The sequence below is a fragment of the Frondihabitans cladoniiphilus genome, assembly GCF_039544345.1.
Classification (GTDB): Bacteria; Actinomycetota; Actinomycetes; order Actinomycetales; family Microbacteriaceae; genus Frondihabitans; species Frondihabitans cladoniiphilus.
In genome coordinates, this window is sequence record NZ_BAABLM010000001.1 from 442,501 (window position 1) to 457,699 (window position 15,199).

The window sequence follows — 15,199 nt, forward strand, 5'->3', positions numbered from 1 at the left end:
CGTCTCCTCACGACAAAGTGCCTTACAACGACAAAGGAATCCCAATGGCAGACATCAAGATCAGCCCGGATGAGATTCGTGCCGCCCTCAAAGACTTCGTGTCGGCGTACGAGCCTTCCAAGACCTCCACGGAGGAGATCGGCCACGTCATCGACGCCGCCGACGGCATCGCCCACGTCGAGGGTCTCCCCGGCGTCATGGCCAACGAGCTCATCCGCTTCGCCGACGGCACCCTGGGCCTCGCCCAGAACCTCGACGAAGACGAGATCGGTGTCATCGTCCTCGGCGAGTTCTCCGGCATCGACGAGGGCCTCGAGGTCACTCGCACGGGCGAGGTCCTCTCGGTCCCCGTCGGCGACGGCTACCTCGGCCGCGTCGTCGACCCGCTGGGCAACCCGATCGACGGCCTCGGCGAGGTCGCGAGCACGGGCCGTCGTGCCCTCGAGCTCCAGGCCCCCGGCGTCATGCAGCGCAAGTCGGTGCACGAGCCCATGCAGACCGGCATCAAGGCCATCGACGCCATGATCCCGATCGGCCGTGGCCAGCGTCAGCTGATCATCGGCGACCGCCAGACCGGCAAGACGGCCATCGCGATCGACACGATCATCAACCAGAAGGCCAACTGGGAGTCGGGCGACACCAACAAGCAGGTCCGCTGCATCTACGTCGCCATCGGCCAGAAGGGGTCCACCATCGCTTCGGTGAAGGGTTCCCTCGAAGAGGCCGGCGCGATGGAGTACACGACCATCGTCGCCTCGCCCGCGTCCGACCCGGCCGGCTTCAAGTACCTCGCCCCGTACACCGGCTCGGCCATCGGCCAGCACTGGATGTACGAGGGCAAGCACGTCCTCATCGTGTTCGACGACCTGTCGAAGCAGGCCGAGGCCTACCGTGCCGTCTCCCTGCTGCTGCGCCGCCCGCCGGGGCGCGAGGCCTACCCGGGCGACGTCTTCTACCTGCACTCGCGTCTCCTCGAGCGTTGCGCGAAGCTGTCCGACGAGCTGGGTGCCGGTTCGATGACGGGTCTGCCCATCATCGAGACCAAGGCCAACGACGTCTCGGCGTACATCCCCACCAACGTGATCTCGATCACCGACGGCCAGATCTTCCTCCAGTCCGACCTCTTCAACGCCAACCAGCGTCCGGCGGTCGACGTCGGAATCTCGGTCTCGCGAGTCGGCGGCGACGCCCAGGTCAAGTCGATCAAGAAGGTCTCCGGCACGCTGAAGCTCGAGCTGGCCCAGTACCGCTCGCTCGAAGCGTTCGCGATGTTCGCGTCCGACCTCGACCAGGCCAGCCGCCGTCAGCTGGCTCGCGGTGCTCGTCTGACCGAACTCCTCAAGCAGCCGCAGTACTCGCCGTTCCCGGTCGAGAAGCAGGTCGTCTCGATCTGGGCCGGCACCAACGGCAAGCTCGACGAGGTCCCGGTTCCCGACATCCTGCGCTTCGAGAGCGAGCTGCACGACTTCCTCGGCCGCAACTCCGAGGTGCTGACCACTCTGCGCGAGACCAACGTCCTGTCCGACGAGGTCGTCGCCGAGCTCGAGACGCAGATCGACGCGTTCAAGCAGGAGTTCCAGACCGGCGAGGGCAAGCCGCTCGCCTCGGTCGGCCGTGAGGAATTCACCGCGACGAACGCCGAAGACGTCAACCAGGAGAAGATCGTCAAGTCCGCTCGCTAGCGGTCTGACGCCTTTCACCTCGTACCTCGAAACCACAGGAGACACATGGGAGCGCAACTTCGGGTCTACCGACAGCGCATTCGCTCTGCCCAGACGACCAAGAAGGTCACCCGGGCCATGGAGCTCATCTCGGCCTCGCGCATTCAGAAGGCGCAGGCCCGGATGGCCGCTTCCGGTCCGTACTCGCGTGCCGTGACCCGCGCGGTGTCGGCCGTGGCGACGTTCTCGAACGTCGACCACGTGCTGACCACCGAGCCGGAGTCGATCGATCGCGCCGCGATCGTCCTCTTCACCTCCGACCGCGGTCTGAACGGCGCGTTCTCGTCGAACGTCCTGAAGCAGGGCGAAGAGCTGGCCACGCTGCTCCGCAGCCAGGGCAAGGACGTCGTGTTCTACCTGGTCGGGCGCAAGGCCGCGAGCTACTTCACCTTCCGTCAGCGCGACTCGGAGCAGATCTGGACGGGCAACACCGACCAGCCCGAGTTCGACACGGCGAAGGAGATCGGCGACGCGGTCGTGGCCAAATTCCTGACCGACTCGGCCGAGGGCGGTGTCGACGAGATCCACGTCGTCTACAACCGGTTCATCAGCATGGTCACCCAGGTTCCCGAGGTCGTCCGTCTTCTTCCCCTCGAAGTGGTCGAAGGCATCGAAGACCCGGGCGACGACGCGATCCTCCCGCTGTACGAGTTCGAGCCCGAGGCCGGCGACGTCCTCGACGCTCTCCTTCCCGTCTACATCGAGAGCCGCCTGTTCAACGCGATGCTGCAGTCCGCGGCGTCCGAGCACGCCGCTCGCCAGAAGGCCATGAAGTCGGCGAGCGACAACGCCGACACCCTGATCCGCGACTTCACTCGACTGGCCAACAACGCCCGTCAGAGCGAGATCACGCAGCAGATCTCCGAGATCGTGGGCGGCGCAGACGCCCTCGGCTCGGCCAAGAAGTAACCAAGTAGAGAGAATCCAATGACTGACATCGCCACCGCGCCAGTCGCGACGGAGTCGACTCCCGGCGTCGGGCGTATCGCCCGCGTCACGGGTCCCGTCGTCGACATCGAGTTCCCGCACGATGCGATTCCGGGTGTCTACAACGCCCTGAAGACCAGCATCGAGATCGGTGACCAGACGGTCGAGCTCGTCCTCGAGGTCGCTCAGCACCTCGGCGACGACCTGGTCCGCGCCATCGCCCTCAAGCCGACCGACGGTCTCGTCCGCGGCCAGGAGGTCACCGACACCGGAGCACCGATCTCGGTGCCCGTCGGCGACGTCACCAAGGGCAAGGTCTTCAACGTCACGGGCGACATCCTCAACCTCGAGCCCGGAGAGACTGTCGAGATCACCGAGCGCTGGCCGATCCACCGTCAGCCCCCGGCCTTCGACCAGCTCGAGTCGAAGACGCAGCTCTTCGAGACCGGCATCAAGGTCATCGACCTCCTTACGCCCTACGTGCAGGGCGGAAAGATCGGCCTCTTCGGTGGTGCGGGCGTCGGCAAGACGGTCCTCATCCAGGAGATGATCCAGCGCGTCGCGCAGGACCACGGTGGTGTGTCGGTGTTCGCCGGTGTCGGTGAGCGCACCCGCGAGGGCAACGACCTCATCATGGAGATGGAAGAGGCGGGAGTCTTCGACAAGACCGCCCTCGTCTTCGGCCAGATGGACGAGCCGCCGGGGACCCGTCTCCGCGTCGCGCTCTCCGCGCTGACGATGGCGGAGTACTTCCGCGACGTCGCCAAGCAGGACGTCCTGTTGTTCATCGACAACATCTTCCGCTTCACGCAGGCCGGTTCCGAGGTCTCCACGCTGCTCGGCCGCATGCCGTCCGCCGTGGGGTACCAGCCGAACCTCGCCGACGAGATGGGCATCCTTCAGGAGCGCATCACCTCGACCCGCGGTCACTCGATCACGTCCCTCCAGGCCATCTACGTGCCTGCCGACGACTACACCGACCCGGCCCCGGCGACGACCTTCGCGCACCTCGACGCGACGACCGAGCTATCCCGCGAGATCGCGTCTCAGGGTCTCTACCCCGCAGTCGACCCGCTGACCTCGACCAGCCGTATCCTCGACCCCCGCTACCTGGGCGAGGACCACTACAACACGGCGATCCGCGTCAAGGCGATCCTTCAGAAGAACAAGGAGCTCCAGGAGATCATCGCGATCCTCGGTGTCGACGAGCTCTCCGAAGAGGACAAGATCACCGTGTCGCGCGCACGTCGTATCCAGCAGTTCCTCTCGCAGAACACCTACATGGCGAAGAAGTTCACCGGCGTCGAGGGCTCCACCGTGCCCCTGAAAGACACCATCGAGTCCTTCACTGCGATCGCGGACGGCGAGTTCGACCACGTCGCCACGCAGGCGTTCTTCAACGTCGGTTCCATCTCCGACGTCGAAGAGAAGTGGGCTCAGATCCAGAAGGAGAACGGCTGATCGTGGCTGGTCTCAGTGTCAACGTGGTCTCGGCCGACCAGCAGATCTGGGCGGGCGAGGCGGTGCAGGTCACCGCTCGCACGACCGAGGGTGAGATCGGGATCCTTCCCGGTCACGAGCCTCTGCTCGCGATCCTGGCGTCCGGGCAGGTCCGGGTTCGTCAGGGTGACGGCACCATCGTCGAGGCTTCGGCCGAAGACGGGTTCCTGTCCGTCGAGAACGACACCGTGACGATCGTGTCGCGCAACGCCGCGCTGGCGTAGTCGAACCACCCGTTCCACACCCCGAAGGGCCCGGCTGTTTCGGCAGCCGGGCCCTTCGTCGTCCGACCCGAGAGGCCCGTTCCGTGGTGCTGTTCCTGCTCCCGCCCTCCGAGACGAAGCGCGGCGGGGGAGTCGAGGGGACGACGCTCGACCACGCCGCCCTCTCCTTTCCTGAATTGACGCGCGCCCGGCGGTCGGCCGTCGCGGCCGTGGTCCGTCTGAGTCGGGACGTCGACGCGTCGATGAAGGCGCTGAAGCTGGGCGCCACGCTGCGGAGCGAGGTCGAGCGCAACCGGCTCGTGAAGAAGTCGCCCACGATGCCGGCGCTCCTCCGCTACACGGGCGTCGTGTACGACCCCATCGACGCCGAGCATCTCGACGAGGGAGCGTGGCTCTGGGCCGCCGAGCACGTCGCCATCCATTCCGCGCTCTTCGGGGTGGTGAGGGCCACCGACCCGGTGCCTGCGTATCGGCTCTCCCACGACTCCCGCCTGGCCGAGCTGCCCCTTCGCGGCCTGTGGTCGAGGCCGGTGGCGGGCGCCCTGGCCGAGCTCGGTGAGCCCGTCGTCGACTTGCGATCGGAAGGGTACGTCGATCTCGGCGCGGCGCCGGCGGGTTCGGTGTACGTGCGAATCGTTTCGGACGAGGGTGGCCGGCGCCGGGCGCTCAACCACTTCAACAAGAAGACCAAGGGCACACTCGTGGCACGGCTGCTGGCCGCCCGCCCCGTATTCGGGTCGGTGGACGACTTCGTCTCCTGGGCGCGGGCCGACGGGATCGTCGTCGAGTGGTCGGGGGACGAACTCGTCATCGTCTCCGAGAGCGTGCTCGGCGGCTGAGCAGGCCGAGCCTCGGCCGGCGAGGTCATTCGACGAAGTCGATGCCTTCGTGCCGGAGCAGCCAGGTCTTCGTCGGCACTCCGTTGCCGGCGCTGTAGCCCGTGACACGGCGCCCGGCGCCCAGCACTCGGTGGCACGGAACCAGCAGGGCCACCGGATTGGCGCGAACCGCCCCACCCACGGCTCGCGCGCCTGTCGGGCGGCCCGTCGCGGACCCCAGCGCGCCGTACGTGGTCGGCGCGCCCCAGGTCACCCGCGTCAGAGCCGTCCAGACCTCGTTCTGAAACGGGGTCCCGTCGATGCGAAGAGGGAGCGCGAACTGCCGACGCGTTCCCGCGAAGTACTCGTCGAGCTGCCGTCGGGTCTCGTCGATGACCTCGTCGCGCTGGAGGACGAGGTGTTCGTGAGGGAGAACGCCGGCTCGTTCGACATCGAGACGTGTGACGGCGCCGTGTCGTGTGTGGATTCCGAGCCGCCCCAGGGGGGAGTCGTGGATCGCGAACCCCGTGTCTGCGGCGGGCGGGCCGGCGGAGGCGAGGGAGGCGGGTGGTGTCTGCAGGGAGGCTTCGCGCGTGGTCATGGAGCCACGGTACGAACGCGACGGGCGTCAGGAGCCGGCCTCAGGCATCCCTGGGGAGGGCTCCGGGGGATCGGCGACCTGGGGAGAACAGGTGGCTAGGAGTTCAGCGCTGCCAGGGCCCAGTTGAGCGTGGTGGCGAAGAGCACCCAGAGGAGGTAGGGCACGAGCATCCACCCGGCTGCCCTCGACACGTGCAGGAACGAGGCCAGCGTCGCGGCGACGGCGATGTCGAGCAGCAGGATGATCACGAAGCCGATCCAGAGAGCGGCCGGACCCCACCCCGGGTAGGCCCCGAAGAAGACGGGGGTCCAGAGCGAGTTGAGGATCAGCTGCACCACGTAGAGCGCCAGGGCGGGCGCGACGGGACGCACCTCGTGGCGCTTCCTCCAGACCAGCCACGCCGCGACGGCCATCAGCGTGTAGAGGATTCCCCATGCAGGGCCGAACACGGCGTTCGGCGGGTTCCAGGCGGCCTTGCGTGCTTCCGAGTACCAGCCGTCGACGTTGGTGATCGTCGAGACCGTGCCGAACGCGGCCACGGCGTAGGCGATCACCAGGAACGCGATCAGCGCGCCGATGTCCTTCCCTCGGCGCGTGCGCGACACAGGGGACGACTCGGCTGCGGGCGGCTCGGCCACGGGTGATTCGGGGGCGGCGACGTTCTCACTCATGCGTCGAGAGTACGCGGGGACCCGGTACCGTTGACCGACGCGGTCTTGGGGGGCACAGAACCGCGCACCGTTTCGAGACGCAGGAGACGCAGTGGAGTCCAGCTCGCGCTTCCAGGGTGTCCGGGTCGGCGGCGTCGCGTGGAGTCTGTCGTCGCCGCTGGTGATCGGCCGTCGACCGTCCGGTCCGCGCGTCCTCCGCGGCGACGTCCCCGCGCTCGTCACGGTCCCATCTCCTCGGGGCGAGGTCTCGGGCAGCCACGTCGAGATCCGGCAGGAGGGGAGCGCGGTCGTCGTGACCGATCTCCGCTCGACCAACGGCACCCGGGTCGAGATTCCCGGGCGAAACCCTGTCGCTCTCCGGCAGGGCGAGTCCCTCGTGGTGCTGACGGGCACGATAGTAGACATCGGGGACGGGAACCTTCTCGAGATCCTCCCCTTCACGCGCATCATTCCCCAGGAAGAACCACACCAGTGACAGAGATCGGCCGCCCGACGACCGCGTTTTCCCTCTCCCTCGGCCGCGGCCGGACCCTCCAACTCGATTGGGCGGGTGCGACCGACGTGGGCAGACGGCGCGCGCACAACGAGGACAGCTACGTCGCGCGCTCGCCTCTCTTCGTGGTGGCGGACGGCATGGGCGGCCACAGTGCCGGCGACGTGGCCAGCGACGCCGTCGTCCGTCGCCTCGAGGAGGCCGCCACGGGGGCCTTCTTCGACACCGACGCCCTCGAGGACGCCCTCCGCCTCGCGACCGACGACATCGAGATCGCGGCCATCGGCACCGAGCTCGGCGTCGGGACGACCGTCACGGGCGCGATCCTGACGGAGGAGTCGGGCTCGGCGTTCTTCACGGTGTTCAACGTCGGCGACTCGCGCGTCTACATGCTCGACAGCGGGCTGCTGAGCCAGGTCACGGTCGACCACTCCGTCGTCCAGGAGATGGTGCAGGCGGGGATGCTCCACCCCGACGACGCCGAGAACCACCCGGACAGCAACGTCATCACCAAGGCGATCGGTTTCGGCGCGGAACCGAGCCCGGACTACTGGCGGATCGCGGCACGGCCCGGGTTGCGGCTGCTGGTCTGCTCGGACGGCCTGACGAAAGAGCTCCCCGCCGCGACCATCGCGGCGATCCTCACCCAGAACCCCGAGAGCCTCGCGGCGGCCGAGGCCCTGGTCGACGCCGCGGTGGACGCCGGCGGACGAGACAACGTCACCGCAGTGGTCGTCGACGTGCGCGGTCCGGTCGACGCGGACGACGTCGAGGCGACGCTCCCGTCGGGGCAGATCCCGCGCGCCTGACGCCTTCTGCCCCCCGAACTGGGGCACACTCAGTTGTCCCCAGATCGACCCCCTGGTCGGCGAACCGGGGGACACTGCGATTTAGAATGACACGAATCCGCGGGCACGCGGGTTCTCCACGTACTGGTACCGAAGGGGGCTCCATGGCACGCCGCCTCCCTTCGCAGCCTCCTGTCCTGCCGGGGTTCTCGCACCTGCACGTGCTCGGGTCGGGTGGTTTCGCCGACGTCTTCCTGTACGAGCAGAACATGCCCCGGCGCCAGGTCGCGGTCAAGGTCCTCCTCAGCGAGGTCGTCAACGACCAGGTGCGGCAGATGTTCCAGGCCGAGGCGAACCTGATGGCCCAGCTGAGCGGGCATCCCTCCATCCTCACCGTCTATCAGGCGAGCGTGTCCGCCGACGGTCGCCCCTACCTCGTCATGGAACTGTGCTCGTCGTCGCTCAGCGAGCGGTACCGACGCGAGCGGATCCCGGTCCCCGACGTGCTCCAGATCGGCGTCAAGATCGGCAGCGCCATCGAGACGGCCCACCGTCAGGGCGTCCTGCACCGCGACATCAAGCCCTCGAACATCCTCATGACCGCCTACGGGCATCCCGTCCTCTCCGACTTCGGGATCGCGGCATCGCTCGGCGAGAGCGAGCCGGCCGAGGTGATGGGTCTGTCCATCCCGTGGTCCGCCCCCGAGGTGCTGCGCGACGACACGTCCGGCACCATCGAGTCGGAGGTGTGGTCGCTCGGCGCGACGGTGTACTCCCTGCTCGCCGGCCGCAGCCCGTTCGAGGTCCTCGGTGGATCGAACACGTCGCACGACCTGATGGCTCGCATCGAGAAGGGCAAGCTGCCGCCCATCGGCCGGACCGACGTCCCGGCGAGCCTCGAATCGGTGCTGTCGAAGGCGATGTCGCACCGCCCCGAGAACCGTCAGTCGAGCATCCTCGAGCTGATCCGCGATCTCCAGCAGGTCGAATCCGAACTCGGCGTCGCGCAGACGCCGATCGAGGTGGCCGTCGACGACTGGGCCCTCGCCACGGTCGCCGACCTGGAGGACCGGACGCGGGTGCGCGGCATCGAGGGGGGAGCGATCGCGGTCGCCAACCGACGCCGCCGCCGTCGCGCGGTGGAGCAGCAAGGAACCTTCGCCCAGTCCGACAGCGCGCACCGGAGCAACGCGATCCCGCGTTCCACGGGCACGGCGGCCGGCCCCGATCGACGGGGTCGTCGCCGCGTGCAGTACCTCGCCTGGGCGCTGATCGCCGCCTCGGTCGTGGTGCTCGCGCTCGGCGGCATCGCCACCCTCTTCCTCGTCCGGGCCACGTCCACCGACATCCCGACGGTGACCGACATCTCGGCCGTCACGACCGGCTCGTCGGTGCGGTTCAGCTGGGCGGATCCGGGGCTCAAGGCGGGCGACTCGTACGTCGTGGCCCAGGGCACCGATCGCAGCACGCAGAGTTCCACCACCTTCAGTACCAACGTGAACGACGGCCAGCAGGTCTGCATCTCGGTGACCGTCAACCGCGCCGGCAAGAGCGGCCCGGCCAGCGCGGAGAAGTGCTCCGTGGTCCAGGGCAGCAAGTGAAGCGACTGCTCCGCTGGATCACGTCTCACCGATCGTTCGCCGCGACCGGAGTGCTCGTGGTCGCCCTCGCGGCCGTCCTGGCGGCAGTCGGATTCTCCAGTTCGGGTTATCAGGCGCAACGCGTGAACCTCGGAGACGGCACGGTGTGGGTCGTCAACGACGGGCTGACGGCCATCGGGCGGGCGAACCCACAGGTCCTGCAACTGAACTCGGCCGTGCGCAGCACCGGGGCCGACCTCGACGTCCTCCAGGACCCCTCGCACGTGCTTCTCCTCGACCGGGTCGACGCGACCATCGGCGTCGTGAACACCGCCACGGCCTCCGTCGCCCAGACCGTGCCGTTGCCGCCGAACTCGCCCGACGTCCTCCTGGCGAAGAACACCGCGGTCGTCGTCTCCGGCAAGACCGGCGAGTTCTGGTCGGTCCCGGTGAGCGGACTCTCCGCGTTCGACGCGACGTCGCAAGCCGATCTCAGCCTCGGGGCGAACATCTCGACGGGTCTCACTCCGAACGGCACCCTCGTCGCGTATTCGGCCGACAGCGGCGTGGTCTCCCGTGTGGACGACGTGTCCCAGTTCGGCGTGTCGGCCAGCGCGAAACTGAAGCTCTCCAAGAACGACGGCTTCGAGGTGGCGACCATCGGGCAGCACTGGGCCGTCCTCGACACGACCTCGAGCATCCTCGTCGTCGACGGTCGTCGGGTCGACCTGGCGGGTCGCGGCACCGGTCGCCTCGCCCTCCAGACCTCGTCCGACACGGGCGGCTCGGTCCTCGTCGCGTCGTCGTCAGGGCTCCTCTCGGTGCCGTTCACCGGCGGCAGCGTCTCCGAGCGGGTCGCCGGTCGCACCGGAACCCCGGCTCGTCCGCTCGTGACCTCGACCTGCAGCTACGCGGCCTGGGCCGACGGGACGGGGTGGAACACCTGCACGGCGGCGGCCGGCACGACGACTCGACTCGCGTCGATGGGGGCGGGCAGCACACTCGCCTTCGCCGTCAACGGCGAGCACGTCGTCCTGAACGACTCCGTGTCCGGCTCGTCGTGGGCCGTCCAACGCCAGGGCCAGCTCATCGACAACTGGAGCGACCTGATCCAGGACGACAAGACCCAGCAGGAGGACGACGCCCAGAACAGTCAAGACCAGCAGAAGCTCGACCCGCAGCAGAAGCCTCCCGTGGCGGTCCCCGACACCCTCGGTGCGCGACCGGGCCGAGCGACGACGCTCCCCGTGCTGCTCAACGACTACGACCCGAACGGGGATCCGCTCGCGATCACCTCTGTCGGAACGATCGACAAGTCCGTGGGCCGCCTCGACGTCATCGGCGACCATCAGCAACTCCTCCTGACCCTCGAGGCCGACGCCTCCGGCGTCGTGACCTTCGACTACACGATCAGTGACGGCCGGGGCGGGAGTTCGACGGCCAAGGTCACCGTGACCGTCAAGGGCCCCGGCGAGAACACGGCACCGGTCCAGGCTCGGCCGACGACGGCGACCGTCGCTTCGGGCGGGCGCGTCACGGTCGACACCCTGGGCGACTGGATCGACCCGGAGGGCGATCCGTTCTACCTCACCGACGCCTCCGGAGGCGGGGGAGGGACGGTGACGTTCAAGCCCACCGGCGAACTGGTCTACCAGGACCGCGGTGACGGCCCGTCGACCCAGGAGATCGTCCTCTCGGTCTCGGACGGCAGCGCCGTGGGGCGGGGCCGATTGACCATCACCGTCGGGAACGCCGGATCCGTGGCCATCACGGCGGCCTCCTTCACGGTGGACGCGTACGCCGGCGAGGTCACCACGGTCAACCCGATGCAGTACGCGTCGGGCGGTACCGGTGCCCTCAAGCTCAACAGCGTGCCGTCCAAGCCCGACGTGACGATCACTCCCAGCTATTCGGCGGGCACTTTCACGTTCCTGAGCACGACGCCCAACACGTACAACCTCGAGTACACGGTCACGGACGGCGACAAGACCGCGACGGGGACCGTCCGCGTCGACGTCGAGGCGCAACCGGCCGCGAACGCCCCGCCGATCACGACGCCGAAGACCGTCTTCGTCGAGAGCCTCAGCACGCAGAACGTGGACATCACGACGAGCGACTTCGATCCCGCCGGCAACGTCCTGATGGTGACGAGCGTGGCAGCCCCCGAGGCGTCGAGCGGCGTGCAGGTGCAGTCGAGCGAGCAGCGCTACCTCCGCATCACGTTGACGGCTCCACTGACCCGATCCGTCGCCTTCACGTACACGGTCAGCAACGGACTCGCCGACGCCCAGGGGCTCGTGACGGTGGTCGAGATCCCCCGTCCGGCACGGCTGCAGCCACCCATCGCGACCAACGACCAGGTCACGGCACGGGTCGGCGACGCGATCAACATCGACGTCCTGGCGAACGACGAACAGCCCGACGGCGAGGCGATCACGCTCGAGCCCGAGCTCGTCCGACCCGTCTCCGCCGGCGGTGGCCTCCTGTTCGTCTCAGGCACCCAACTGCGGTACCTGGCCCCGAAGACGCCCGGCAATTTCACGGCCGTCTACGCGGTCGACGGCCCCGACGGCCAGCGCGCCACGGCCGAGGTCGGCATCTCCGTCCGGGAAGCGGACACCGCCACGAACAATCCTCCTGTTCCGCAGACCCTGACCGCCCGCGTGGTCGCCGGTCAGACCGTCCGGATCCAGGTGCCGCTCGACGACATCGATCCTGACGGCGACTCGGTGCAACTGCTCGGCGTCGACACCAACCCGCAGAAGGGCAGCGTCGCCTCCGTCGGGGCGACCTACCTCGACTACACCGCCGGGAGCTACTCGGCCGGAACCGACACCTTCACCTACACGGTCATCGACGGTCTCGGAGCGCGAGCCACCGGAACCATCCGAGTGGGCATCGCCGCACGGGCCGACGGCTCGCGCGACCCCATCGCCGTCGCGGACTCGGTCACGATGAGGCCGGGCGGGAGCATCCTCGTCCGAGTCCTCGCCAACGACTCCGATCCGGACGGCGGCGCCCTGACCGTCACCAGCGTCAAGCCCAACGAGCCCGACGTTACGGCCGAGATCCTGGCCGGGGGAGTCGTCCGCGTCACGCCGCCGAAGACGGCGGGCTCGTACGGCCTCGTCTACACGGTCACGAACGCCTCGGGCGGCAGTAGCTCCAACTTCATCACCGTCAAGGTGGATGCGAAGGCGGCCCTGAACTATCCGGAGGCGCAGGACAGCATCCTGACGCTCAACGACATCCTGAAGCGCAAGACCGTCGACGTGAACGTGCTGGCCAACGTCTTCTTCGCCGACGGCAACGTCTCCACGCTCGGCCTCGGGTTGCAGCCGGGCTACGGCGACACCGCCACCGTCCTGTCCAACCACCGGATCCGTGTCACGATCACCGACCAGAGCCAGATCATCCCGTTCTTCGTGACGCACCCGGACGACCCGTCGATCAAGGCCTACGCCTTCATCAAGGTGCCCGGCTTCAACGACGCTCTGCCTCAGATCAACGAGGCGGCGCCGGCGCTGACGGTCCAGAGCGAGAAGCCGCTCACGATCGACCTCAACAAGTACGTGATAGCCGCGGGCTCCAACGGCGTCCGCCTGACCGACAGCGGCACGGTCCGCGCGACCCACTCCGACGGCGGCAACCTCGTCGTCAACTCCACGACGCTGACCTTCACCTCCTCGGCGCTCTACTTCGGACAGGCGTCGATCTCGTTCCAGGTCACCGACGGCACGTCCGCGTCCGATCCCGCGGGGCACAAGGCGACCCTCGTCCTCCCGATCCAGGTCACGGCCCGGGCCAACCAGCCGCCGGTGTTCAACGGCACCTCGCTCGAGCTCGAACCCGGCTCGTCGCAGACCCTCGACCTGACCCGGCTGACGACCTACCCGTACGCGAACGACCTCGGCCAGCTCGCCTACTCGATCACGTCGACTCCCTCCGCGGGTCTCACGGCACGCCTCTCCGGCCATCAGCTCACCGTCACCGTGGCAGCCGGAACCGCGAAGGGGACGAGCGGCAGCATCGGCATCGCCGTCCGCGACAGCACCTCCACCGGTCAGGCCGGTGCCATCGCGCTGAACGTCGTCGAATCGACGCGGCCCTTGGCGATCGCGGCCAGCGACTCGGCAGTCGTCCGTCGAGGGGCCACGACGACCATCGACGTCCTCGCCAACGACCAGGCGACCAACCCGTTCCCGGGGCAACCCTTGCGCGTCCTCGGAATCCGAGGGCTCGACGGCTCCTCACTGCCGGCCGGCGTCACGGTCACGCCGAGCAGCGACAACTCGCAGTTGGTCGTCTCAGTCGCCTCGTCGGCGAAGCCCGGCAACACGAACCTCCAGTACCAATTGGCGGACGTGACGAACGATCCGTCGCGCTACGTCTACGGGAGCGTGACGATCTCGGTTCAGGACGTCCCGGACTCGCCCACGGTCCCCATCCGCTCCGGCTCGTTCATCGGCGGCCAGCTGACGCTCTCCTGGGCGGCTCCGTCGTTCAACAACTCGCCGATCACCTCCTACGTGCTGACGGGTACGTCGGGAGCGAATTCCTACTCCAAAGACTGCGGTCTCTCCACGGTCTGCACGCTGACCGACCTCGACCCCGGGCAGCAGTACCAGTTCAGCGTCGTCGCGATCAACGCCATCGGCACCTCGGCATCGAGCCCGGCCAGCATCTCCTACAGCGCCGACTACGTTCCCACGGCACCGACGGGTGTCACCGTGGTCCCCTCCACGAGCGTGGCCAACGCCCTCGTCGTCTCCTGGCCCGCAGTGGCCCGCCCCGCTCGCGGCACGGCCGTCACCGGCTACGTCGTCGAGGTCGCCGGTGTCGGTTCGCAGACGACCACCACGACGACGACCACCTTCGCGGGTCTCACTCCCGGGTCGCAATACAGCGTGCAGGTCTACGCGACGAACTCCGCTCAGGTGTCCAGTTCGGCCGACTGGTCGCGCAGCGGTTCCGTCACGGCAACGGCCATCGGCGTCCCGTCCGCTCCGTCGGTGAGCGCGACGACCGATGCCGGCGGGTCGGGCGACGTCACCCTGACGCACGGTTCCAGCGACCCGGCCGGCGCATCCACCGTCTCGTATTCCTACGGCCGCTTCGACGGGACCGTCACGGCCGCACCCGCCTGCACTACCGGTTCGTCGAAGCCCGGCACGAGCGTCACCTCGCCCGACACGTCGACGAGCGACGGGGCCACGTACACGTACTTCGCCTACGCCGACAACGGCTACTTCTGCTCGGCGAGCTCGCCGGCGAACGTCGTGAGCCTCAAGGCACCGACAGGGGCGTACGTCACGCTGAACATCAACCCGAACGGGACGAGCGGAGGCTACGACGTGCAGATCGGGGCCATCGGGGCGACCGGCGGCACGGCCCAGTCCTTCGAGGCCACTGACGGGTCGGGCAACACCACGCTCGTCTCCCAGGGCGACTTCCTGACCTCGATGGGCGACCAGAGCGTCTACGGCCACTCGAACACCTGGCGGTTCGTCGCCTGCCGCACGACCGACGGCCAGTACTGCTCGGCGCCGGTGACGGCATCGGCCACGCCCGTCACCACGCGGGCCACGATCACGTCCTGCACCGTGGGCACCCCACTCGGGGTCTCCGACCCGGCGAACACCCCCGACGTCTCTCCCAACTACTCCAAGGTGGAGTTCCTCCGGTCGGGCGTGTGGCAGCTGGCCGATTCGGGCGGGGCCTATACCGTGACCAGTACGGTGCCGGACGACGCGACGCAGGTGCGCATCACCACCACGCTCACCGTCGGAGGCATCGTCTACCGTGATCTCGGAAACGCGATCGCGACCTGCCAGTGACGCCCGCCCCGCATCGACACCCAGCCCCCACGAGAGAGA

The 15,199-nt window shown here is 68.3% G+C and carries 11 protein-coding genes; 9 read left to right on the top strand and 2 right to left on the bottom strand.

Annotated features, from left to right (window positions below):
* Positions 1-44: 44 nt before the first annotated feature.
* The 5 genes from atpA (at position 45) to ABEA39_RS02090 (ending at position 5,211) form a co-directional block, all read left to right on the top strand.
* Entirely contained in the window at positions 45-1,682 is a 1,638-nt protein-coding gene (atpA, locus tag ABEA39_RS02070; RefSeq protein WP_345372671.1) for a F0F1 ATP synthase subunit alpha, read from the top strand.
* Between the two features lie 45 nt (positions 1,683-1,727).
* Positions 1,728-2,630: a F0F1 ATP synthase subunit gamma gene (locus tag ABEA39_RS02075; protein WP_345372674.1), complete on the top strand. Its 903-nt coding sequence runs from the start codon at positions 1,728-1,730 to the stop codon at positions 2,628-2,630.
* An 18-nt stretch (positions 2,631-2,648) separates the two neighbouring features.
* On the top strand, positions 2,649-4,109 hold the full coding sequence (gene atpD, locus ABEA39_RS02080; RefSeq protein ID WP_345372676.1) for a F0F1 ATP synthase subunit beta: 1,461 nt from the start codon (positions 2,649-2,651) through the stop codon (positions 4,107-4,109).
* Positions 4,110-4,111: 2 nt separating this feature from the next.
* Entirely contained in the window at positions 4,112-4,372 is a 261-nt protein-coding gene (locus tag ABEA39_RS02085) for a F0F1 ATP synthase subunit epsilon (protein ID WP_345372678.1), read from the top strand.
* 83 nt (positions 4,373-4,455) lie between these two features.
* Positions 4,456-5,211, top strand: coding sequence for a YaaA family protein (locus ABEA39_RS02090; RefSeq protein ID WP_345372681.1), 756 nt, complete (start codon positions 4,456-4,458; stop codon positions 5,209-5,211).
* Between the two features lie 25 nt (positions 5,212-5,236).
* Here the strand turns inward: ABEA39_RS02090 and ABEA39_RS02095 are convergent, their stop codons facing one another.
* Both ABEA39_RS02095 and ABEA39_RS02100 read right to left on the bottom strand, forming a co-directional pair.
* Positions 5,237-5,791 carry a methylated-DNA--[protein]-cysteine S-methyltransferase gene (locus ABEA39_RS02095; RefSeq protein WP_345372683.1) on the bottom strand — a complete coding sequence of 185 codons (555 nt, stop codon included), beginning with the start codon at positions 5,789-5,791 and terminating at the stop codon, positions 5,237-5,239.
* A 95-nt stretch (positions 5,792-5,886) separates the two neighbouring features.
* A complete protein-coding gene (locus ABEA39_RS02100) occupies positions 5,887-6,462 on the bottom strand; it encodes a TspO/MBR family protein (protein ID WP_345372686.1) in 576 nt (191 codons plus the stop codon).
* 91 nt (positions 6,463-6,553) lie between these two features.
* Between ABEA39_RS02100 and ABEA39_RS02105 the strand changes: the two genes are divergently transcribed.
* From ABEA39_RS02105 to ABEA39_RS02120, 4 genes are all read left to right on the top strand, one after another.
* A complete protein-coding gene (locus ABEA39_RS02105; protein WP_345372688.1) occupies positions 6,554-6,937 on the top strand; it encodes an FHA domain-containing protein in 384 nt (127 codons plus the stop codon).
* Positions 6,934-7,764 (top strand): PP2C family protein-serine/threonine phosphatase, encoded by an 831-nt coding sequence (locus ABEA39_RS02110; RefSeq protein ID WP_345372690.1) that lies wholly within the window; start codon positions 6,934-6,936, stop codon positions 7,762-7,764. Before ABEA39_RS02105 ends, ABEA39_RS02110 begins: the two co-directional genes overlap by 4 nt.
* 143 nt (positions 7,765-7,907) lie before the next feature.
* Complete coding sequence (locus tag ABEA39_RS02115) at positions 7,908-9,344, top strand: serine/threonine-protein kinase (RefSeq protein WP_345372692.1); 1,437 nt, start codon at positions 7,908-7,910, stop codon at positions 9,342-9,344.
* Entirely contained in the window at positions 9,341-15,160 is a 5,820-nt protein-coding gene (locus ABEA39_RS02120) for an Ig-like domain-containing protein (RefSeq protein ID WP_345372694.1), read from the top strand. Before ABEA39_RS02115 ends, ABEA39_RS02120 begins: the two co-directional genes overlap by 4 nt.
* The last annotated feature ends 39 nt before the right edge of the window (positions 15,161-15,199 follow it).